The 20,716-nt window shown below is 46.1% G+C and carries 17 protein-coding genes and 1 pseudogene; 3 read left to right on the top strand and 15 right to left on the bottom strand.

What is annotated here, in order from left to right; translation table 11 throughout:
• Positions 1-299: 299 nt before the first annotated feature.
• The 4 genes from P364_RS36765 to P364_RS0106965 form a co-directional block, all read right to left on the bottom strand.
• Positions 300-704: a hypothetical protein gene (locus P364_RS36765; protein WP_024629427.1), complete on the bottom strand. Its 405-nt coding sequence runs from the start codon at positions 702-704 to the stop codon at positions 300-302.
• An 11-nt stretch (positions 705-715) separates the two neighbouring features.
• Positions 716-955, bottom strand: a complete 240-nt coding sequence (locus P364_RS0106975) for a hypothetical protein (RefSeq protein ID WP_024629426.1) — start codon at positions 953-955, stop codon at positions 716-718.
• A gap of 16 nt (positions 956-971) precedes the next feature.
• The gene (locus P364_RS0106970; protein ID WP_024629425.1) at positions 972-1,883 is read right to left on the bottom strand and encodes a serine hydrolase domain-containing protein; all 912 of its coding nucleotides are present in this window, start codon (positions 1,881-1,883) and stop codon (positions 972-974) included.
• A gap of 208 nt (positions 1,884-2,091) precedes the next feature.
• Entirely contained in the window at positions 2,092-2,295 is a 204-nt protein-coding gene (locus tag P364_RS0106965; protein ID WP_024629424.1) for a helix-turn-helix domain-containing protein, read from the bottom strand.
• Between the two features lie 171 nt (positions 2,296-2,466).
• Between P364_RS0106965 and P364_RS38105 the strand changes: the two genes are divergently transcribed.
• On the top strand, positions 2,467-2,754 hold the full coding sequence (locus P364_RS38105) for a hypothetical protein (RefSeq protein ID WP_024629423.1): 288 nt from the start codon (positions 2,467-2,469) through the stop codon (positions 2,752-2,754).
• A gap of 54 nt (positions 2,755-2,808) precedes the next feature.
• On the opposite strand, the gene P364_RS0106955 is transcribed toward P364_RS38105, so the two are convergent.
• The 8 genes and pseudogenes from P364_RS0106955 to P364_RS0106920 all read right to left on the bottom strand — a co-directional run bounded on the left by P364_RS0106955 (position 2,809) and on the right by P364_RS0106920 (position 15,493).
• A complete protein-coding gene (locus P364_RS0106955; protein ID WP_024629422.1) occupies positions 2,809-4,590 on the bottom strand; it encodes an ATP-dependent nuclease in 1,782 nt (593 codons plus the stop codon).
• Positions 4,591-4,606: 16 nt separating this feature from the next.
• The gene (locus P364_RS38465) at positions 4,607-4,738 is read right to left on the bottom strand and encodes a hypothetical protein (protein WP_268870889.1); all 132 of its coding nucleotides are present in this window, start codon (positions 4,736-4,738) and stop codon (positions 4,607-4,609) included.
• A gap of 589 nt (positions 4,739-5,327) precedes the next feature.
• Complete coding sequence (locus tag P364_RS0106950) at positions 5,328-6,173, bottom strand: tyrosine-type recombinase/integrase (protein ID WP_024629421.1); 846 nt, start codon at positions 6,171-6,173, stop codon at positions 5,328-5,330.
• 587 nt (positions 6,174-6,760) lie between these two features.
• A complete protein-coding gene (locus P364_RS0106940) occupies positions 6,761-8,797 on the bottom strand; it encodes a B12-binding domain-containing radical SAM protein (RefSeq protein ID WP_024629420.1) in 2,037 nt (678 codons plus the stop codon).
• A 542-nt stretch (positions 8,798-9,339) separates the two neighbouring features.
• Entirely contained in the window at positions 9,340-11,220 is a 1,881-nt protein-coding gene (recQ, locus tag P364_RS0106935) for a DNA helicase RecQ (protein ID WP_024629419.1), read from the bottom strand.
• Positions 11,221-11,563: 343 nt separating this feature from the next.
• A pseudogene (locus P364_RS0106930) lies at positions 11,564-11,851 on the bottom strand (Rpn family recombination-promoting nuclease/putative transposase); the annotation flags it as partial.
• Positions 11,851-13,665 carry an ABC transporter ATP-binding protein gene (locus tag P364_RS0106925; RefSeq protein ID WP_024629417.1) on the bottom strand — a complete coding sequence of 605 codons (1,815 nt, stop codon included), beginning with the start codon at positions 13,663-13,665 and terminating at the stop codon, positions 11,851-11,853. The pseudogene P364_RS0106930 and the gene P364_RS0106925, both read right to left, overlap by 1 nt.
• Positions 13,658-15,493 (bottom strand): ABC transporter ATP-binding protein, encoded by a 1,836-nt coding sequence (locus P364_RS0106920; RefSeq protein ID WP_024629416.1) that lies wholly within the window; start codon positions 15,491-15,493, stop codon positions 13,658-13,660. The genes P364_RS0106925 and P364_RS0106920 overlap by 8 nt, the downstream gene beginning before the upstream one ends.
• Before the next feature lie 115 nt (positions 15,494-15,608).
• On the opposite strand from P364_RS0106920, the gene P364_RS0106915 reads away from it, so the two are divergent.
• On the top strand, positions 15,609-16,502 hold the full coding sequence (locus P364_RS0106915) for a helix-turn-helix domain-containing protein (protein ID WP_024629415.1): 894 nt from the start codon (positions 15,609-15,611) through the stop codon (positions 16,500-16,502).
• Between the two features lie 19 nt (positions 16,503-16,521).
• The gene (locus P364_RS36075; RefSeq protein ID WP_024629414.1) at positions 16,522-17,043 is read left to right on the top strand and encodes a DUF5412 family protein; all 522 of its coding nucleotides are present in this window, start codon (positions 16,522-16,524) and stop codon (positions 17,041-17,043) included.
• Positions 17,044-17,125: 82 nt separating this feature from the next.
• On the opposite strand, the gene P364_RS0106905 is transcribed toward P364_RS36075, so the two are convergent.
• The 3 genes from P364_RS0106905 to P364_RS0106895 all read right to left on the bottom strand — a co-directional run bounded on the left by P364_RS0106905 (position 17,126) and on the right by P364_RS0106895 (position 20,713).
• On the bottom strand, positions 17,126-18,244 hold the full coding sequence (locus P364_RS0106905) for a glycosyltransferase family 2 protein (RefSeq protein WP_024629413.1): 1,119 nt from the start codon (positions 18,242-18,244) through the stop codon (positions 17,126-17,128).
• A 179-nt stretch (positions 18,245-18,423) separates the two neighbouring features.
• Positions 18,424-19,170, bottom strand: coding sequence for a class I SAM-dependent methyltransferase (locus tag P364_RS0106900; RefSeq protein ID WP_024629412.1), 747 nt, complete (start codon positions 19,168-19,170; stop codon positions 18,424-18,426).
• Positions 19,157-20,713 carry a nucleotide sugar dehydrogenase gene (locus tag P364_RS0106895; RefSeq protein ID WP_024629411.1) on the bottom strand — a complete coding sequence of 519 codons (1,557 nt, stop codon included), beginning with the start codon at positions 20,711-20,713 and terminating at the stop codon, positions 19,157-19,159. The genes P364_RS0106900 and P364_RS0106895 overlap by 14 nt, the downstream gene beginning before the upstream one ends.
• Positions 20,714-20,716 lie beyond the last annotated feature (3 nt).

Raw genomic sequence — 20,716 nt, 5'->3', positions numbered from 1 at the left:
TACTCACAAATATTAATTTTTTTACTTTCACAAATTCACACCTCGATTTTTTATAATTGTAATTTCTGATAACGTTCCTGTATCCACGACGTCTCACCGACTTAGGGCTCCGTCAGGAGCCGACCGTGATGCGGTTAGTCGGTGCAGATGTGTCCGCCTGATTCCACTTCCTTGCAATTCCCCTTCGGGCGGACCGAGGAGCCGCCAGGCTCCGATGCGTGGATATGATGTTAGCTGATGTTGCTGACTTCTTTGAGTAGACTTCTTTATTGATTGCATTCATTCTTGATTCATGTACTTTAATTTATTTGTTCAACTTCCTTTAATACCTCTCTTATTAATACCGTGACTGCAAAGCAATTCTCTAAATCGTTCTCTTCTTGCCCCCAATAAGTTATTGTATTCTTATGTATTTTATAGTCTTTCAAAATAAGACTTCTAATCCTATTCCATATTTTTGTCGTTTCATTAGCTTTTGTTATTGAATCGTCATAGGAAGAGATAATTAAAGCCATGAGCGCAAATTTTTCATCTATCGTTAGGTCATTCATTGTATAATACGTGACAAATTCTTCAACTCTCGAAGCATCGGCAAGTTCGTATTCCCAATCCTGAGAATATGGACTTAAAGTTGGTAATTTTAATCTTTTGTTCAAAGTTTCTATAGCTATTTGGGTAAGATATTTTGGGTAATAATCTTCCATCTACTCTTTCCTCACTTTATAAATACTTCAGCAATTTCAGCTAACGTTCTTGTGTTCCCGACGCCGAAAGACTTAAGGTACTCCATCATTCCATATGGCGAAGCCAATGAATCGGTGCCGGCTGCGCGCAGCGCAGTTAGTCTTGCAGGTGTGTCTGACTGAATATACTTCTTCGAAATCCCTCGGGCAGGCCCAGGATCGCTTGCGATCCGCAGTGGGAAAACGGTGTTATGTGAAGGTTCTGGCTTCATTGAAATACTTTCAAAATCATTTTTCTTGAAGACAGTTATAGAATATTTCATTAAAAGAATTCTGATCTTCAGTATAGTTTTCTGTATATTTATTTAACATTCGAACTGCTACCGCATTAAATTCTGGAACAATTACACAGTGACAGCCTGCTGCTCCTGATGCATAATACCAATTATCCTGATGGTACCATCCGAAAATTCGGTTCTTATCTTCGGTATCAATTCTTAATTGTTCAATCAGTTTAAAGACTTCAACAGGAATTAACTGTTCTTGATTTATTAACCCTTTATTTAGATGTAAATTTCCCCACTGTGCGAGATCTCTCGTACTTGAATACAAATTTCTTTCGTGCCCTTCATTTGACTCAACTCTTACGGATGCATAGCCATCTGCAGCTTGAAAATCACAAACTAATTGTTCCTTAGGCACTGAAATCCAATCACTATCAGTTAACTTCAATGGTTTGAAAATTCGATTTGTAATCAGTTCAGATATATTATTCCCTGTAAGTTCTTTGATGAGTTCACATGCTACTTCCTCACGTTCGATACGGTTTGATCCAAAATACTTAGCGCCTGACTTTGTAGCTAAATCCCTTATTGTTATGTGACCCAAATCTAATTCAGGCATTTTAGTTAGGATATCAGAAACTTTTATATCTACGGACAATTTGCTTTCTAGAAGAGCAATTGCTGTAGCTAGTCCGACATATGTCTTTCTTAATGAATATAAGTTATACATAGAATTAGTTGTTATCTTTAGAGATCCTTTCTTAAAATGATGATTCCCTGAATACCATTCTGTTGTTATTTTATTGTTTTGAAGTATTACAACAGAAGCAGCCGATGACCCAAACTTTTCTGCTGCTTCCTCTGTATATGAGATTAACGATTTGAATTTGTTATCTGTAAGTGTTTTAACTTCCATGATTTCGACCTCCAATTATAGTTTTTCAGAACTTTCACATAACGTTGTCGTATTCAAGACGTCCGACGAAGTCGGATGTGTCTGCTGAAACGCTTCCACAAAATTCATCCAGCAGACCAAGGCTCCAAAAGAGCCGCAGCTTGAATATTATGTTATACGACGGAATCACATCTTCGAGTTAAGCAACATCCTCTTATATTCTATTCTTTCATTGGTCTGTTAGATGTTCCAAAAGATCTCCAGGTTGGCATTCCAATGCCGTACATAATTTATCAATGACTTCTAAAGATACATACTCATTCGTATTGAGCTTTGCCATCGTTGCCGATGAAATCCCCGTCATTTTCAATAAATCCTGCTTCTTAATCTCCCTGTCAATCAATAATTTTTGAAATGGTTTATAACTTATCATCTGGTACTCCTTCGTATCCGAATTGAATTTTTCTTTAATTATATGAAAATATATTTCTCTAATCAAAAATATATTTGATATATCTTGACTATACTTTTCATTATGATAAAATAATATTCAATAAGTTGAAATTTTGTTCGTAAAATAAAACATAACGGACGGTGATCATTTATGCACAATTCTTTAGAAGTCTTACTTGATTCGTTAATTCGTAATCGAATTGAAGCCTTATATAACAATCTTCTCAAGAACAACACCATCTATAATCAATTCTCATCTGATCGAAATCTTTACTTCAAACAGTTACATGAACTTCTACCTCAGGATATGCATAAAACTCTATTTCTTTACGACGATGCAGACCTCTCAGTTCAAACAATCCTAGAACGTGAAATCTACTTGCAAGGTTTTAAAGATGCGCTTCAATTACATAATGAATTAAATATAACTTCTAATTGAGAGCCAAACGGCTCTCTTTTCATTTAAGGTTACACTACGAAATATCTAAATGATCTAACTCTTATTTGCACGTACTCGTTCCAATGCTTCGATCCCAATAAATTTCTTCAGAGAACTTGGAAATATCTCTTCTCCAAAATCCGATTTTTCTTGAAGTTTTGTCCATATACCTAAACTGCTTTTATCATTAGATTCATAACCAATAACAGATTCCAACTTAGGAATATTAAAATGTATCTTTTCCAGAGAAGCTTCTTTGATTAATCCCCAATTCGTTGAGATCATTCCTCGCTTTGTTGCTTCACTTAAAGGATCTCCTTTAGAATTAAAGGCTTCGAGTTCTGCTATTTTTGTGGTATATAATTCGCTTTTATGCAAATCTTCAAGGGAATCAAATGAAAGCTCCGAAGTGAAATTTTTCCTAAAGTCAAAATCATTTATACAAAAAAAGTCTACTCCAAGATGCTTGCATAACTTAATTAAAAATCTAGCCGTAATTTTTCCGTGATGAGGAATTATAGAGATATTTTTAAAGTTCAGGTAAGTTTCTGAATACATAGCATCATTGGTTAGTGAAAAAACTAATTTCTTTATAATTTCTTTATAGGTCAACAAGTCATTTGGACCTTCTACTAGGATCACTTTTTGACTAAAGACTATTTTATTCAAATTTGGTTCAATCATTTTAATATAATTATTAAAGTCAGCTATTTGGTGCAAAGAGAACACTTCTAGACCATCATCTGCGATACTTTCATTTGGAATGTTGTATTTCAAAATTGTTTCGCTATCTTGTTCGTTATATTCAAAGCGAATAAGCCCTCTTGTGTCAAAAGCATCTATCATTTTATCAGAATGAGTACTATATATAACTTGATGTCCTTTCTCCGCCAAATTACAGAGAACAGTTTTATAAAAGTATTCTTGATGATTTTCATGCAAAAAGCTTTCAGGTTCTTCAAATAAGAAGAGGCACTGATCGCTCTTGTTACTTTCAGCAATTGCTTGAATGATAGCCATAACAAACATAGAAATATATCCATCACCGAAATGATCTATTGGGATAAGATTTTCATTATCTCCATTCAAACCAATTTTGAATATCATATCTAAGAAGATATCCTCGTAATCAGGCAAACCAAAGTCTATGAAAAAGCTGCTGTTTCTCAAATTTTTCGCATAATTGGACCTTATATCTTCAAGAAAACTATGTAACTTCGAATCTGCAAGCACCTTATTGGTTGATTCCTTGACTTCTCCTTCAAAAACTTTTCTTTTCCCTTCCATATCTTTATCTTTTTCAACTATTTTCTTAATATGTTTCGCTAAAAATGAAGTGAGATTACCCCAGTTTGTCTTTTTTGTTGACAATTCTTTTTTTACTTCATGAAAATTCACATAAAAAATCTTAAAATACTTCGCTGCACCTGAAGCGTATGAGTTTTTGGATTGTTGCTCCTTATCACGAAATGAACGGATATTGACATCTTCAATTTCATTGTCAACTACGCTTATATGTAATGAATGAAATCCTTTAAGTTCCGCTTCGTGCCCGTCCCCTTTAACTTCTATACTACTTGCAATTTCAGTTTCAATAAAAGGCTTATTATTGTAATCACGATTGTGAAAATCGTTAATATTAAATGTATCTTTGTTAACACTCTTCTCTCTAATCCCATATAAAACTGCATTAAGAAAGTTTGTTTTCCCCGAATTGTTATAACCTACGATAGCCACAGGTTTTTTATGAGTTTGATCAGGGAAAATAATTTTCTGTCTTTTTCCGAATGATCTATAGTTCTCGACGCTAATACTTTTGATTCTAATATAGCTCATAATCAAACATCTCCTTTTAATTCGTTCTGTCGTATAACGTTCTTGTATTCACGACGTCCCACCACCCTAAAGGAGCGAAGCGACTGGCCGCGATGCGGTTGGGTGGTGCGGATGTGTCCGGCTGCTCATGCTTCTCTGCTACTGACAATTACTTCTCCGAAACCTCATCTAACTCCTGCCGGACCGAGGGGCGAATGCCCCGAAGCGTGAATATGGTGTTATCTGATGCCTCTGCCCACTCACCGGTGAGACAGGACGTCGAACATGACGGTGTTAAAAATTTTTGTCTTTAGTTGTTCCTTAATTCAATATTTCTTGATCTTCAATATGGTGTTGATCTTCTAATACGTTCTTGATCTAATAATACGTTCTTGATCTAATAATACGCTTTTGAACTTGCATTCTTGATCTTTCAATTCGTTCTTGATCTTCAAATACTCTTTGATTCTACATTATGGTCTTGATCTTCAAATGTGTTCTCGTTTTACTAATACGCTTTTGATCTTCAAATACGCTCTTAATTTCTATGCATTAAATTCAATTTACTACTTCGAGCCTCAGGACGAGGCGTATGCGTTACTCACAAATTCTTTGGGCAGAGGTTTCAGATAACATCTAATCTATGTACTTCGTATATACCACACATCCTGCATGATATGTGAACTACGTATATGATAACCTATGGTGTAGTATTTGCGAAGAAGAATTTGGTGAAAAAGGGAGATTTATTGAAGCACTCAATCTCCCAAGTCCAAACGATCCAATGGGCTCTGAATACGCTGAATATTTTTCGTACTAACATGCGTATATCGCTGTGTTGTTCGTGCACTCGTGTGACCAAGTAGTTCCTGAATATAGCGCAGGTCTGTCCCGTTTTCCAACAAATGAGTAGCAAAAGAGTGCCTCAAGACATGAATACTAACCTTTTTCACAATGTCTGCACGTTGTCTGGCTTCTTCAAAAACCTTCTGCACACTCCGCTCCGTAAGATGCCGATCAGAAGATTGCCCTGGAAAGAGCCAACGAGTTGGTCTATATTCAGTGACGTATTTCTGCACCATATCCCTTAGGATCGTTCTCCGATCCTTTTGCCCCTTCCCCTGTCTCACGATGAGTGTTTGCCTTTCAATATCAAGATCGCTGCACCGCAAACGCACAACTTCACTTACACGAAGTCCAGAAGAATAGGTTAGAAACAATATGGCCTTATGTTTAGGGTTGGTTACGGATTTGAGCAATTGAGCGACTTCCTTTTCCGACAATACTTGCGGAAGCTTGGTCTGCTTCTTGGGACGAATAAACTGGATTTCCGTAGGGTGATGGAGTACATGTTTACAATAGAAGCGGAGCGCGCTAATTGTCTGGTTCACACTGGAATGGGAGATCCCTCGCTCAAGCAAACCTAAACAATACGTCTGAATTTTGGAAGTAGTCACATCGGTATCTTTAAGGGGAAAGCTACTCAGAAAACGTTCGACCTGATTACAATATGCTTTAATCGTTTTGCGGCTGTATCCTCGTAACTTTAATGCCTTCTGTAACGGCTCTTTGCTCCATGGATGGTTTGCCTTACTACTTTCCATTGCTGAAATTTCTCATTTCAACCCACAACTCTGGGGTAATCAGAACGTCATCAGGATCAAATTGATTTATGAACTCCTGAAGAGCAGCTATGGTGTATGGGATGATCCACACTTTTTGTTTGGCTTCCCACGTTCTGCCATTAATCCGACGAATCCGCTTAATATATGCAGGGTTATATGGGATATGAATGCGCAGTAACTCAGGCGGAACCTTTAATTATGATAATCGCCTTTTCAGTAGTAGCATATTTATTCATAGGAAACTCTCCTTCGTTTGGATAGGTTATGTTTTTGACCCAAATTCGGAAAAACAAAAAGGAAGGCCCTTCTTCATCCACTAGGGAATCAGACGACCTTCCGATGCTTTCGGAACATATATGTTTTGATAAAAGGTGAAGCGGAGCGCGGCTTGTGCCGTGGCAAGCCGCGTAAGGGTGAGGTGCTGCGCCCAATGGGGCAGCACCTCACGGGATTGCACCGCGTCCATAACCGCGGTGCTCACCGGTGTAGCACCAGAAGGGCAAAGCCATGGTGCTTCCCCCACTGCATGCAGCCATCGGCCATGCAGCTCCCCAATGCCGCTGCACCTACATGGCAGCGGCTTCTTCTCCTAGCGGCAGCGTGTAATACTGCGCCTGCTGCCCTTCATGCTGCTGGTATACTACGACCAGCAGCGTCCGACCTTTCGCGGCAAGCGGGCTGGCGCCAGCTAGCACACGCTCAAGCCGGAACGGAAGCACATCCAATACGGTGTGCTTCTGCAGTTCTTTTTCGCCGAGACCGAGGTCGGCGAAAGCACGGGCACCCATGACCGTCTGTGCGGTCATGGCCGAGGTCATCGGCAACGCACGCGAAGCGTTGCCGCCTTCCCCGTCCGCCGCTCCATCCACGGCGGACCCAACTGCGTCGCCCACAGGGAGCGACGCCGCACCATCGCTGCCGTTCACACCCGCCGCATCTGCGGCAGAGTCTTCCCCGGCAGCAGCCGAACTTGCCCCAGCGGCACTCACACTCGTGCCGCTGCTTTCCAGCCATGCCGTGCCTGTTGCACCGGCAATGCGCGGCAGGCGAACGTCTTCCGGACGCTCGGCCAGCGTTTTCATATAACCCGCCCACTGGTCTTTCTGGAGCGGATCTTCCCACCAGATTTTGCGTGGTTTGTATTTGTGGCCGAGGAAATAGTCCAACTTCATCAGGCCGAGCACGATATCCATATGCGGCGTGTTGCGCGACTCCAGGAAGCTATGCAGACGAGTGAACAGATCCTCCAGCTGGTGACCGATCTTCTGCCAGCCCTGGCCCTCCCAGTAATCCCCGAATGCCTGGAAGAAATCAAACGGCGAGTCAAATTCCTGCTCCATCAGATACTTCAGCGTATGGTCCATCCGATGTGCGTTCCAATATTTCTCCAGTACATCTTCCAGCCGCTTCAAGCGTACGATGTCGCTGAACGGCAGCACGTCACTGCCCAGAATCTCATATGGAGCGTGATCCATATACGTATAGTTGTACTTCTCGGCATCCAGACGCAGACCTGTACCGCGCAGCATTTTGAGGAATCCGAGCTGAAGCTCTTCCGGCCCCAGGGCAAATACATCGTTAAACGTCTTGCGGAACGTATTGTAATCTTCCTCCGGCAGTCCGGCGATGAGATCCAGATGCTGGTCGATTTTTCCACTAGCTTTCACTTTGTTAACGGTACGACTCAGCTTCGAGAAGTTCTGGCGGCGTTTCACCAGTTCATTGGTTGGATCATTCGTAGACTGCACCCCAATCTCGAACCGGAATGTACCCGGAGGCGCATTCTCTGCCAAATAGTCCAGTACCTCGGGACGCATGATGTCAGCCGTAATTTCAAACTGAAACACCGTCCCCTGATGATTCTCGATCAGGAACTTGAACATTTCGAGCGCATAGTCCCGCTTGATGTTGAACGTCCGGTCAACGAACTTAATCAGCTTCGCACCCTTCTCGATCAGGTACAGAATGTCCGACTTCGTCCGCTCAATATCGTAATATCGCACGCCGACCTCAATACTGGACAGACAGAACTGACAACTGAACGGACAGCCCCGGCTAGTTTCAAAATAAACAACGCGTTTCCCGAGGTCCGGGATATCCTCTTCAAATCGGTGCGGAGACGGCAGATCGTTCAGATCCGCTTTTGGCCGTCCTGGCATGAGAATGACCTCTTCCCCTTTGCGATACGCCAGTCCATACACAAAATGAAACTTCTTGTCCCCCTCCAGCTCCGTCAAGAGCTGATGCAGGGTCTCTTCCCCTTCACCCATTACGATGAAATCGACATTGGGAATCCGGTTCATCCAATACTCCGTGTCGTAGGACACTTCCGGCCCGCCCAGCAGAATTTTGACATCAGGCATAACCTTTTTCAAAATATCAATGACCTTGATCGTCTCTTCAATGTTCCAGATGTAACACGAGAACCCGATCATGTCAGCACCGCGCTGATACAGATCGGACACGATATTCATAACAGGGTCTTTGATCGTATACTCGGCCAGCTCAATATCAAAATCCTTCTCACTGTACGCCTTCAGACACCGCAAGGCCAAGGAGGTATGGATGTACTTTGCATTTAATGTAGAAAGAATAACTTTCATGGTTCACAACCTTTGCCTGGACCACCAGACTATATTTTTTGGTAAAAAGGAAAGCTGCACAGCCATCCTGACCCGGATGCTGTTCATACAAACCTCTCTAATGATAGCCATTCCACTTCTCATGGACATATCAAGGTTTTGCCTTTCAAAGAGTGGACACTCTTTTCAAAAAGACATATACATCCCGCCAAACCCAAAACACAATATACAGTATTAGATTCGCAAAATCAAACTACATGCTGTATACGCTACTGTTTGCCATATCTAATACCAATGTCCACCCTTTGGAAGACAATCCGCCTTCTTTTGTCCACCCTACAGAGACAATATATCCAAATGTACCTTGTAAAAGGCCTCATTCGTTTCCCATCTGTGGTAAGTCTCAATCGCGTTGTATTCACTATCCACTATATACAAAACACTGATACCGAACGATTCCCCATATTCATGGACGAACCATTCCTAAATCTAAATACATATATCTCATCTATTTGAACACTTGAACTTGAACTTTACACAACCGAAAGCATACATCCATCAACTCACTCATACTCGTAAAACGCATCGTCATCCGTATCCACGTCTTCGCCCGTTTGCTTCTGGAAAAACTCCAGGAACGGCAGTCCGTACTTGCGGTACTTCACCTCACCGACCCCTTTGATATCCAGCATGTCACGTTCTGTCTGTGGACATACCACACTCATCTCGCGCAAGGTCGCGTCATTGAAAATAATGTACGACGGCACATGCTCTTTCGCCGCCAGATCACGTCGAATCAGACGCAGCTGCTCAAATACCGTCTCGTTAACCGCAGATGGCATGGCGTCGCGTCCACGACGTCCGCCGTAGTTCGTACCTGAAGCCGTCGCCGCTGTCTTGCGTACCACCCGCTGCATCACTTCACGCTGGCCTTTGAGTACTTCCACCGCCAGTGGCTGCAAACGAACAACCGGATACTGCCCCTCAGACAGCATCAGATAACCTTCGGACACCATGACGTTGATGATCTCCGCGATCTCACGTTCTGTACGGTTGCCCATTACGCCATAGGTTGGCAGGGAGTTAAAGCCGTAATCGAGCACTTTTTTGGCACGGGAGCCTTTGAGCACCGAAGCGACCAGCGATACTCCATACCGTTCACGCATGCGGTGAATGCAGCTGAATATTTTCTGCGCATCAATCGTCATATCCACCAGCTCACGGTCGTCCGTACATGAACTGCAAATGCCGCACGGCTTGTCCTCATGCACCTCACCGAAATAGTCCAGCTGTGCGCTGCGCAGACAACGCGTCGTGTAACAGTAATCCACCATCTGCTGCAGCTTCCGGTAATCGTTCTGCTTCCGGTCACCCTCCATCGGATTCTGTTCGATGAGGAACTTCTGAGTGATAATGTCCTGTGCTCCGAATAACAAAATGCACTGGCTCGGCTCTCCGTCCCGTCCCGCACGCCCGGCTTCCTGCACGTATGCCTCCATGTTCTTCGGCATGCTGTTATGAATAACGTAACGTACGTTAGACTTATCAATTCCCATCCCGAAGGCATTCGTAGCTACCATTACCCGGATATCATCGTACAAAAAAGCTTCCTGGCTTTGGGCCCGTTCATCGTCCGTCATCCCGGCATGGTAGCGTCCTGCTGGCAATCCCGCCTGGAGCAAACGCTGATGCAGATCGTCCACGTCCTTGCGAGTCGCGGCGTATACAATCCCCGGCTCGCTCGCATGCTCGCGCGCGTAATTCAGGACAAAGTCCTTTTTGCTCTCGCCGCGCAGCACGCTGAACGCCAGATTATCCCGCCCAAGTCCAGTCACATACGTCTGCGGGTCCTGCAAACGCAGCAGCCGCAGAATATCGCCCATGACCTCGGGCGTCGCTGTCGCCGTAAAGGCTGCAACCACTGGCCGCTCCGGCAAACTGTCCACAAACGGCGCTACCGCCAGGTAGCTTGTCCTAAAATCATGCCCCCACTGTGACACACAGTGAGCCTCATCCACAGCAACGCATGAGATCGGCAGAAAGCCCATCTCCTCGCGGAACCAGTCCAGCTCCAGTCGCTCAGGCGCGACATAGAGCAGCTTCAGCTCACCGCGCTGCGCCGCGCGGATGCGATCATTCACTTCTTTGCCGCTGAGTGTACTATTAATATAGGCGGCTGCAATACCAGCCGTGGTCAACGCATCGACCTGGTCCTTCATTAAGGAAATCAATGGGGAGACGACAAGTGTCAGCCCCGAATATAACAGAGCGGGGATCTGATAACAGATTGATTTCCCGCCTCCGGTTGGCATAATGCCCAGTGTATCTTCGCGTTCAAGCAGGCTGGCTACGATCTTTTTCTGTCCCTCACGGAAGTCGGGGTAGCCATAATATTTTTGCAGGAGACCCTGCGCTTCTTCTAATGTAGGTGTTTGCACACTCATGTAAAGACTCCTTACTTATCACCGGTGTTCTTCCACCAGCTTGGTCCAATCCGATTCTGACATCCGAAAGCGGCTTAAACCGCATCCTTGACAACAAAATGGCGTTCTCATGACTTGTCCGTCAAGCAAACGCCGCTCCCTTTAGTTTAACGGCCCAGACCCGAATGAGCAACCGCGTTTTCATGTAAAACGATCTTTGGTAGATGTGTAACAGCGGTATCCCCTAAGTGATCGGAAAGATTGCATGTAGAATCAAGTATGATTAAACATTTCTAGGAAAATAAAAAAACAACCGCCTGCCCTTTTGGGGACAAGACGATTGTTTGGTTTTAGCGTGCATTTGCTATTCTTTCAGCTCCTCAACTTCAGATTCAGTTAGACCGCTTGTTTTAGCAATGACTGAAACTTCGATACCGAATGAGAGCATATTTTTTGCTATTTCGATCGCCTTTCTTTTTTCACCTTCCGCTAATCCCTTCTCCGTAGCCCACTCAATCATTAAGGCTTCATCGTGCAAATACTTCTGCCGTTCCTCGTATAGTCGACGCGCCTCCCGATCCTGACTCAGAAACTCCAGCGTATCCATCGCTTTCTTCAATGTTGGTTCATTCATTTGCAGCACCTCATCATTTAATCCTCAAAAGCTTCTCGCATATTCATACGATAATATATACCCTTCTTCTCCATCAACTGCTCATGTGCTCCATCCTCGATAAGTCGACCTTCTTCCATCACAATGATGCGGGAACACTGACGAGCGACTTCCATACGATGAGTAACAATTAGTGCAGTTTTTCCTTCTATGAAACTTAGCAGATTACTCATTACTTTTTGCTCCGTCTGGATATCCAGCGATGATGTCGGTTCATCCATAATATACAGATCTGATGATCGCACGAACATTCTAGCCAGCGCGAGCCGCTGCTGTTGCCCTCCGGACAAATTGGAGCCTTTCTCCTGTAAAGGAGCATCATATTGCCCATCATGCGCTTCAATAAATTCATGCAATGCCGCTCGCTCTGCCGCAAGTCTTACCCCTGGTAAAGCAACTTCTGCAGTTAGGCGAATATTTTCTTCCACTGTACCTGTAAAAAAGTTCGGTACCTGCGGCATATAGGTCAGGATAGATAGTTCATCCATTCCGATATATTGAGTAACAGGCTTGTTATGCAGTAACGTTCTCCCTCCTGTGGGTTCAATCAGCCCCGCACAGACTTGGCACAAGGTCGACTTGCCCGAACCACTGGCACCAACTACCGCCACCGTCTCCCCCTGCCTCACATTCAACGTAAACTCATCGAGAACGACACGACCACTAATCTCATTGGTTACTCTAACCTGTTCAAGTCGAAGTATCGGTTCTGCCGGATCATCGGATTGTAGTATATTCCTCTGTTCTTTCAGCTTAATATCACCATACGCTCCCCCCAACTTCAGCCATGTCGAGATTCGTCCGAATGCCCCAACACTCGCCTGCATTTGGCTCCACTGACTCGACAACCCTAGTACAGGCCACACGACCAGCTCAAACAGCAGGCTGCTGGCTACAACCGTACCTGGTGACAAACCGTCTCTGGCCGCTGACAAAGCGATGAGGGACAAGGCAGCCAACTGGGCAAAACCGAATACGGCCATAGATACGTTATCTGACAGGCTCAAGGTCATTTGCAATTTCGCCTGACTCCGGTTGAGTGATTCTTGTTGTGACCGAAAACGAGACAGAAACCAGTTGGATGCGTTATAGGCTTGAACCAATGGTATCCCCTCAACATACTGTTGAATTTGCTGCTGAGACTCCCCTTCTTTCGCTTCTACCTCATCAGACAGACGTACAATTCGTTGATCATATAGTCTGGCAGTTAACCAAATCGCTGCCGCACTCACCAATGCAATTACAGCGACCCATGGATCTGCTCGGTACAAATATCCAAGTGACAATACAATAATAAAGACAACCGTTACCCCCTCTGCAATCGCCTCCACGACTTCTGCGCCATGTTTGGTGTCCTCTTTAATGCGGAGCATGATATCTCCAGATTTTTGTCTGCGCACCCACGCATACGGCATTCGGTTTAACAGCGTCAGCAGATCCATCGACATATCCCTGTATAGAGATTCTTTTAGCCACACGAGAACGTATCGATGCATCGCCAGTAAAACGATAAAACCTGTCAGGAGGCCTATGACGAGAATTGCTGTGTCGTTAAGCTGCTCCTGCCCTCCCTCATTAATGGAATCTACGAAGAATCCCTGGACAAAGGCTATTCCCCAATCAAACACGGCATCTGCTGCTATAAAAACAAGCAAGACCGCAACAGCAAGTCCATACGGTTTCATGAAGCGAAAAATAACAGGCCATACATTCGCCAGAGTTGCCGATACCTTATGTTCATTGGCTTGGATCCTTTCATCCATACGTTCCGTTTCCACATTTATGTTACTCATGACGTTCCTCCACTTCCAGGACCTGCTCCTCAATATAGCTACGATACCCATTGGGGCGCTCCAGCAATTCGTGATGTAATCCTGTATCCACAACGCGGCCTTCCCGCATATAAACCACCCGATCAGCCTGTTGGAGGAGCGACACTCGGTGTGTAACTGCAATAATCGTCGTTTCTTTCTCCGCAGTAAGTTTGGTAAACATGCCATGTAATCGCTGTTCATTTATGGGGTCTTGTGAAGATGTGGGCTCATCCAGCAACATGACATTAGGCTCCCTAAGAATTGCTCTTGCGAGACTGATTCTCTGAAGCTCACCGCCAGACATCGAACTTCCTTGAGGTTCAATAACCGTGTGATATCCCGATGTTTGATGCATAATTGCTTCATGTACCTGAGCATAAGATGCCGCTTCTACTATTTGTTCCGGGAAGACCGGTTCATGACCAAAGGCGATGTTTTCTTCCACTGTACCTGTGAAAATAAAAATTTGCTGCGGAACGTATACCTGACAATAGTCACTCATGCCAGAACTGTGTTCAGGTACAAATTGCACCGAACCATCCACAGGCATATGTACATCAGCTATACATTTTAGCAATGTGGATTTCCCACACCCGCTTGGCCCGGTGATAACAGTGAGTTTTCCCCTTTCAGCCGTAAAGGTGACATCGGATAGCATTTCTTTCTCCCCGTATCTGAAGTACACATGCTGGATATGCAGACCTGCCTTTTGGAGCTGTCCTTCGTGATCAGCAGCACTTTTTTCTAAGTTCTCATATTTATCTCCATTCATTGAACCAAACTCCATATTCTTCAAGGGACGCGTCATCTGCTTTGTCAGGGTTTTCTTTTTCTCCAAATCCATCACTTCAAAAATTCTCGCCGCATGAGAAGCTGATCCGATAAAACCATTCCAGAGGCTGGACATGGCCTCAATCGGACGAGTTAACTGACTGCTCGCAACCAGAAAAGCTGCCAGTCCTCCGACATCCATATGCCCATTTAGCACCTGAATCCCACCAAGATACAAAATCAAAATCATCCCGCCATAAGTTGACACTCGCCCAGCCGCTTCCGAAAGACGCTGCAAAACTGATACAGACATCGTTTGTCTGAATACCTGTTTCATTCGTTCCTTATAACGTTTGTATATGTAACCCTTCAGTCCGTAGCTTCGGATCTCAATAGGAGCCTGAATCACTTCAGTCAGCAGTGCATCCCTTGCCGCAGCATCTGCATTCAACTGATCATGTCGTCTTTGCAGGCGTCTGCCCAGACGCATAGTGACAACAGGATAGACCAAAGTGAATACAATGATCGACAACGACAACGGCAGATTCACCCAACTAAAGTACGCAAATGCAAGGATGAGTTGAATGATATTTTTTGCTAGCTCAATACCATGCTGGTTCAACCCATTTTGCGCTTCTTTGGCAGAAGTCCAGACCCTCGCAGTCAAATCACCTGTATGATAACGAGTGAGCTCACGTGAAGCAGTGTTTCCCAGTGAAGACAGCAGCAACATCTGTAAAGACAACAGCGTCTTTTGTTGAAAAAGCGTCTCAATCCACGTCATGATTGCGGTAACGATGACTCTTAACGCGACAATTGAAACACCAATCACGAGCCCCGAATAGATCAGGGAAAATTGTGATTCCGTAGCACCTTTGACCAGTCTTCGTATGGATTCCATATAACCCACTTCTATCAATGAGATCGCAAAGGCGGCGAGGAGCAACAGGACGATGAACATCCGATATCTGCCCGTTAATGTCCATAAACGCGTTATCATCCCTCGTGTGGTATAAGTTCTTTTTTCAGCAAACATGGATGCTTTCTCCAATCTTGTCATTAAATTAAGTACTTGGTTATGATATCATCAGAGATAAGAAAAAAATGAACATTTCTTGCTCTAACTACTTGAACTGATAAGGGAGATTCAAATGCAACACGATCAGCTACATACCTTTGATAAGTTATTTGATTACATAGAGGATCATATCCATGAAAAATTAACGCTGGATCATCTAGCTTCAGCCGCTCACATATCCAAGTTCCATCTCCATCGGATGTTCAAACATATGAGCGGACAATTGCCCGGAGAATATATACGCTCACGCAAACTGGCCCGCAGTCTGGAGCAGTTGGTCGATCAGAACTGGAAGATCATCGATATTAGCGGTCATTATTCTTTCGAACATGAACAGTCCTACATACGCGCATTCAAACAGGCATTTGGTATCACGCCTCTGCAATACCGCAAACAAGGAACTGGCGATCTCCAGCTTACCGCACGCTTGACTTCGTCTATGATTACGACGCTTCCGTATGGATACATTTTCAAACCTACGTATGTACGGAAACCAGCCATGATGCTGGTCGGTGAACGTTCACAGATACGGTATATCGATAACGAGGAACATTATGAATCCAATGCAAAAGGCAATAGCTTTTTTGAAAAATATTTCCACACCATACCCGATACAATGCATCCAAATATCTATATTGGGTTCACCAACGAGATCAATGATGACTACAGTACCTATCTGCCCTCAGTGCAAGTGACATGCCTCGACAATGCACCCGCAGGGTTGGATCAGATCGTGGTTCCGGCCAACCAGTATGCCGTATTCAAATACGTCTGTGATTTCCATCCCAGCCTAATCAACATTGATCATCTGGACAGTGTCTGGACGTTTATTGACGAGTACTGGCAGAGCCATTCAGGATATTCGAAGAGTGACTCATATTATTTTGAAAGGATCGACGGTAGCCTCGCACAGGATCATTACGGGGAGATGGAAATTTATATTCCTGCACAGCAAACTTCGCTTTAAAAAGGGGGGATCAATGCATATGGACCAGAAACCTCAAGCTAAAAGCTTATCTATGACAAAGCCATTTAAATCATGGATACGTCGACATCCGATACTCACTGCATTTTCCTTTCTGACTATGTCGATGGTTGCCGCCGTGTTCCTGTATTTCATGCTTCGCCCTTACTACTCCACGTTTGATCGCTCAGAACAAGGGGAACTCGCCTACACGATGCTATCGCCAAATGGAGAGTATGTCGCCGAGATGTACGGTGTGCCTTACGGTGGTGCGGCAGGTGGAGTCACAAGCTGGGTGGATGTGAAGAAGATCATTGCCCCGGACGTGCTCTCAGTAAAGACCATATATCGAGCTGAACATCACGGGGCCAACCACCTTGAATGGAAAAATGAAAATACGCTCCGGATCGAAAACCGGAACGAGTACAGCGATGATAGCATTACACTAAACATCGATGATGAAATCTATGACGGTTGGGGCTGGGCATGCCGGAGCCTGCGCATGAAGGATCAGTACGTTCGCTGCTTGGCACCCAAAAAGTAGAAAATACAAATAAGCAGCCACACTCCCCATCTCTCATGGCCCAGCGGGGCTACTCTTGTTTCACATCTAGAACGGATCAACACTACTCTTGCTCTTGCTCCCCCAGGCCCCTGTTCACCTTACTTAACACCGCTTCAATCTTCTGCCGATTGGCGAGCAGGCCGGGGTCATTCGGCAGATACTCTCTTGCTTTGCCATTATGCAGGAGCGCCTGCTCCCAGTTTCCCATGTGAGCGTAACAAAGTGAGAGCCGGGCGTGGGGCAGCCAGGTGCGACATGCTGCAGGCACGGGACGCAGACCCGGATCACGGCTGCTGACATCCAGCGCTTGCATATACCAGTAGATGGCGGAGAGCAACTCCTGCCGCTCCTGGAAACAGGCAGCGATGGCGCAGCAGAAGTCAGCATGTGGCAGATCGAATTGAAATGACTGTAACAGCGCACCCAGCTTCCTTCCCGGCTCGCCAAGCCGCTCATAACATTCCGCCAGCCGCGCGCAGGCAATGAGCCGATCCTCGCGATAACCGCTCGGCTCCAGCAGCAGCTTCGCGTACGCCCGAACCGCCGCCGCATAACGCTGGCGGTCGAAGCATTCGCCTGCATAATAGAACAGCAGGCGTCCCTGGGCTGCGCCCTCTTCGGCGATCCATTTGCGCAGAATGCGCACGTTTCGCGCCGAATGATGGCCCGCTTCGCGGCGGTGCGTGACGGCAATGTCTGCCGTGATGACCCCGCCCTGCGGGAAGTCCAACTGCTCGTGCAGCCGGCCATGCCAGCGGCACCCCGCCTCCCGCTTGACGAGGCGCAACCGTCGGTCCGTCACAAGCGGACTTCCCTCCGGCCCCTCGGCCAGCGTATAGCTCAACATCACAGCCGCCGTCTCACCGCCGGACGGCAGCTGCTGCTTCAGCATCTCCAGCTTCGCCCAATCAGCGGGAAGCAGCACATCATCCGCGTCCAGCCACAGGATATACTCCTGCGTAGCCTGGTCGAATGAATAATTCCGCGCGGCGGCAAAATCGCCCTTCCACTCATACGTGTAGACACGGTCGGTATACTGCGCGGCGATCTCGATCGTACGGTCGGAAGACCCGGTATCTACAATAACAATTTCGTCCGCGATTCCGGCGACCGAGTCGAGACAGCGCGCAAGCGTGCGTTGTTCGTTCTTCACAATCATACACAGACTGATGGTGATCACGGTTTAAGCCCCTTCCTGTCTTGCGCGTATTGCTACAGTTGTGTGACTGCCTTACTCTTTTCTACGTACTTGTCACTTGCCTACTTGGCCTACTTGGCTTCCTTCTTATCTTCCTTCCTGCCTCCTGGCTTTACCCTGACCTTCACCCTCAAGCTTCAACTTCATCCAATTATCATCCGTTACCCTTCTCCGTTCTCCTGACGACGCAGACGTTTAACCTGCTCCACCGCATTGTCCAGAGCTTTCTTGCGCTGATTCATAAGACGAAGATGATTCTTCTCCACCTCTGCAAAATGTACATGATCCAGCTCCATCCATTCCGTCAGTTGGTTCAGGGTTGGTGACATATACAGCTGAGTTTTCCGCCGCTTGCGTGCCACGCAACATAGATATTTATGATGCACTTCCAGCTTCAATACTTCAAAATACGGCAGCAGGCACATCGCCAGATTCCCGGCATAGAACGTCTGCTTGTGATCGTAAAAGGGATGGTAACCATACGGCACAGTCACAACCAGGGTTCCCTCCTCCTGAAGCAGTCGGTGAATTTGCAGCAATAACGTCTCCGGATGGGCAAAATGCTCCAGCACCTCGCCGAGCAGTACCGTATCAAAGGTGGTTCTGGCTTTCCATTGTGTAATATCCAATAAGCGAAAATCCACATTGTTCCGCACGGGTCTGGACTCCTTCTCCAGTTCCGCTCGCGCGTATTGTATACTCTCTTCTTCCAGATCAATTCCGGTCACCCGAAAGCCTTCCCGTGCCAGCAAAATGGAAGTAACTCCCTGGCTGCATCCAACATCCAGTATCCGCTTGCCTGTCGCTTCCCGGCACATCCAGTGAACACGTGTACGTGTAGCTTCGTGTGATTCCTCTGAATTGATCTCGCCATAATAACGCTCGTTTACCCGATCATGATTCGCCATGGCTGCCTCCAGAATTTTCGTGTGAGTGTTTCAGGTGAGGTTCACGGTCTGCCTCAATCTGGCCTGTCAGTTCCTGCTTATCCCCATCCAGCGTCTGATCCACTCGCATGTTCTCATGAACTTGCATGTCATGTACTTCCTTCACACCTTGCACCACATTCACATCCGGCTGAATCGGCTGGCCGAGCACCACAATATTTCCACCCACACAGCCTGCGGTTGCGTTACGTGTATCAAAGACAAGCTTTGCGTGGTCCGCCATCTCCTGATAATTGAAGCCCGTATGATCCGTCGTAATAATCACCAGATCAGCCCCCGCCCACAACGCTGGTGATGCTGGTTGAGCATGAGCAGTCGTGCCATCATCCTTGCGGAAGACAGATACCATCGGATCGGTAAAGACCACATTTGCCCCCGCTGCTTCCAGCAGCCTGAAGACATCCAGCGCTGGAGATTCACGCAGGTCGTCTATATCTTTTTTGTAAGCCAAACCGGCCAGCACAATGCGAGCTCCCTGCATCGACGAGCCATACTGTTCGAGCAGCTCTGCAGCACGTTTCACGACGCGCTCCGGCATTTGCCGATTGGTCGCATCCGCAAGCGTAATGAATTGCAGCTCCGATCCCTGACGGCCAGCGGCCCAGGACAGATAGATCGGGTCAATTGGAATGCAGTGCCCACCAATACCCGGCCCGGGATAGAATGGCATATAGCCAAAAGGCTTGGTCGCCGCAGCGTCCAGCACCTCCCAGATGTTTACGCCCATTTGCTCACAGGCGGGTGTAAGTTCGTTCACGAGCGCGATATTCACGCTGCGAAATGTATTTTCGAACAGTTTGGCTGTCTCCGCCACTGTCGTTGAACTAACGGGAACGATTTCGTTCAGGAACGAACCGTAGAATGCTTTTCCATAGGACAGACAGGCTGGCGTGGAGCCACCAATGATCTTCGGTGTATTTTTTACGCTGTAATGCACACTTCCCGGATCTACCCGCTCTGGAGAATAACAGACATGGAACTGCTGCCCTACTTTCCACCCTTTCGCGGCCTCAATCGGCTGCATTACACGCTCCTCGGTGGTGCCGGGATACGTGGTACTCTCCAATATGACAAGACAGCCCTCCTGAAGATAAGGCGTTATGCCATCCACGGCTGCAGCGATAAATGAAATGTCTGGCTGGTGATCCGCGGTCAAAGGCGTAGGCACACAGATAACAATGACGTCGGCCTGCGCTACTGCGGCGTAATCCGTACCCGCCATGAATAATCCAGCCTGAGCAAGAGATTGTACAGCCTTATCTTCAATGCCGATAATGTAAGAATTTCCGGCATTCAGCTTAGCGACCTTTGCTCCATCAATGTCAATCCCCTGCACCCGATACCCCGCCTGCGCCATCTCGACTGCCATGGGTAAACCGACATATCCCAGACCGATGACGGCGGCTTTCAGGGAGCGGTTGTTTATGTTTTGAAGCGTGGTACGTTCCTGTGTTTCCTTATTTCCACCCAACTCGCTGCTCTCTTCCATTCCTTCCGCCTCCAAACG

Origin of the sequence: Paenibacillus sp. MAEPY2 (assembly GCF_000499205.1) — a bacterium.
In the GTDB taxonomy this organism is placed as follows: Bacteria; Bacillota; Bacilli; order Paenibacillales; family Paenibacillaceae; genus Paenibacillus; species Paenibacillus vandeheii.
Note: the sequence above shows the minus strand (reverse complement) of the source record. Positions and strands in the feature narration are given on the sequence as shown.

Excerpts from the sequence above, each read along its gene's own strand:
- P364_RS36765 (WP_024629427.1), bottom strand. The coding sequence starts at position 704 with ATGGAAGATTATTACCCAAAATATCTTACCCAAATAGCTATAGAAACT.
- P364_RS0106975 (WP_024629426.1), bottom strand. The coding sequence starts at position 955 with ATGAAGCCAGAACCTTCACATAACACCGTTTTCCCACTGCGGATCGCA.
- P364_RS0106970 (WP_024629425.1), bottom strand. The coding sequence starts at position 1,883 with ATGGAAGTTAAAACACTTACAGATAACAAATTCAAATCGTTAATCTCA.
- P364_RS0106965 (WP_024629424.1), bottom strand. The coding sequence starts at position 2,295 with ATGATAAGTTATAAACCATTTCAAAAATTATTGATTGACAGGGAGATT.
- P364_RS38105 (WP_024629423.1), top strand. The coding sequence starts at position 2,467 with ATGCACAATTCTTTAGAAGTCTTACTTGATTCGTTAATTCGTAATCGA.
- P364_RS0106955 (WP_024629422.1), bottom strand. The coding sequence starts at position 4,590 with ATGAGCTATATTAGAATCAAAAGTATTAGCGTCGAGAACTATAGATCA.
- P364_RS0106950 (WP_024629421.1), bottom strand. The coding sequence starts at position 6,173 with ATGGAAAGTAGTAAGGCAAACCATCCATGGAGCAAAGAGCCGTTACAG.
- P364_RS0106940 (WP_024629420.1), bottom strand. The coding sequence starts at position 8,797 with ATGAAAGTTATTCTTTCTACATTAAATGCAAAGTACATCCATACCTCC.
- recQ (WP_024629419.1), bottom strand. The coding sequence starts at position 11,220 with ATGAGTGTGCAAACACCTACATTAGAAGAAGCGCAGGGTCTCCTGCAA.
- P364_RS0106925 (WP_024629417.1), bottom strand. The coding sequence starts at position 13,665 with ATGAGTAACATAAATGTGGAAACGGAACGTATGGATGAAAGGATCCAA.
- P364_RS0106920 (WP_024629416.1), bottom strand. The coding sequence starts at position 15,493 with ATGTTTGCTGAAAAAAGAACTTATACCACACGAGGGATGATAACGCGT.
- P364_RS0106915 (WP_024629415.1), top strand. The coding sequence starts at position 15,609 with ATGCAACACGATCAGCTACATACCTTTGATAAGTTATTTGATTACATA.
- P364_RS36075 (WP_024629414.1), top strand. The coding sequence starts at position 16,522 with ATGGACCAGAAACCTCAAGCTAAAAGCTTATCTATGACAAAGCCATTT.
- P364_RS0106900 (WP_024629412.1), bottom strand. The coding sequence starts at position 19,170 with ATGGCGAATCATGATCGGGTAAACGAGCGTTATTATGGCGAGATCAAT.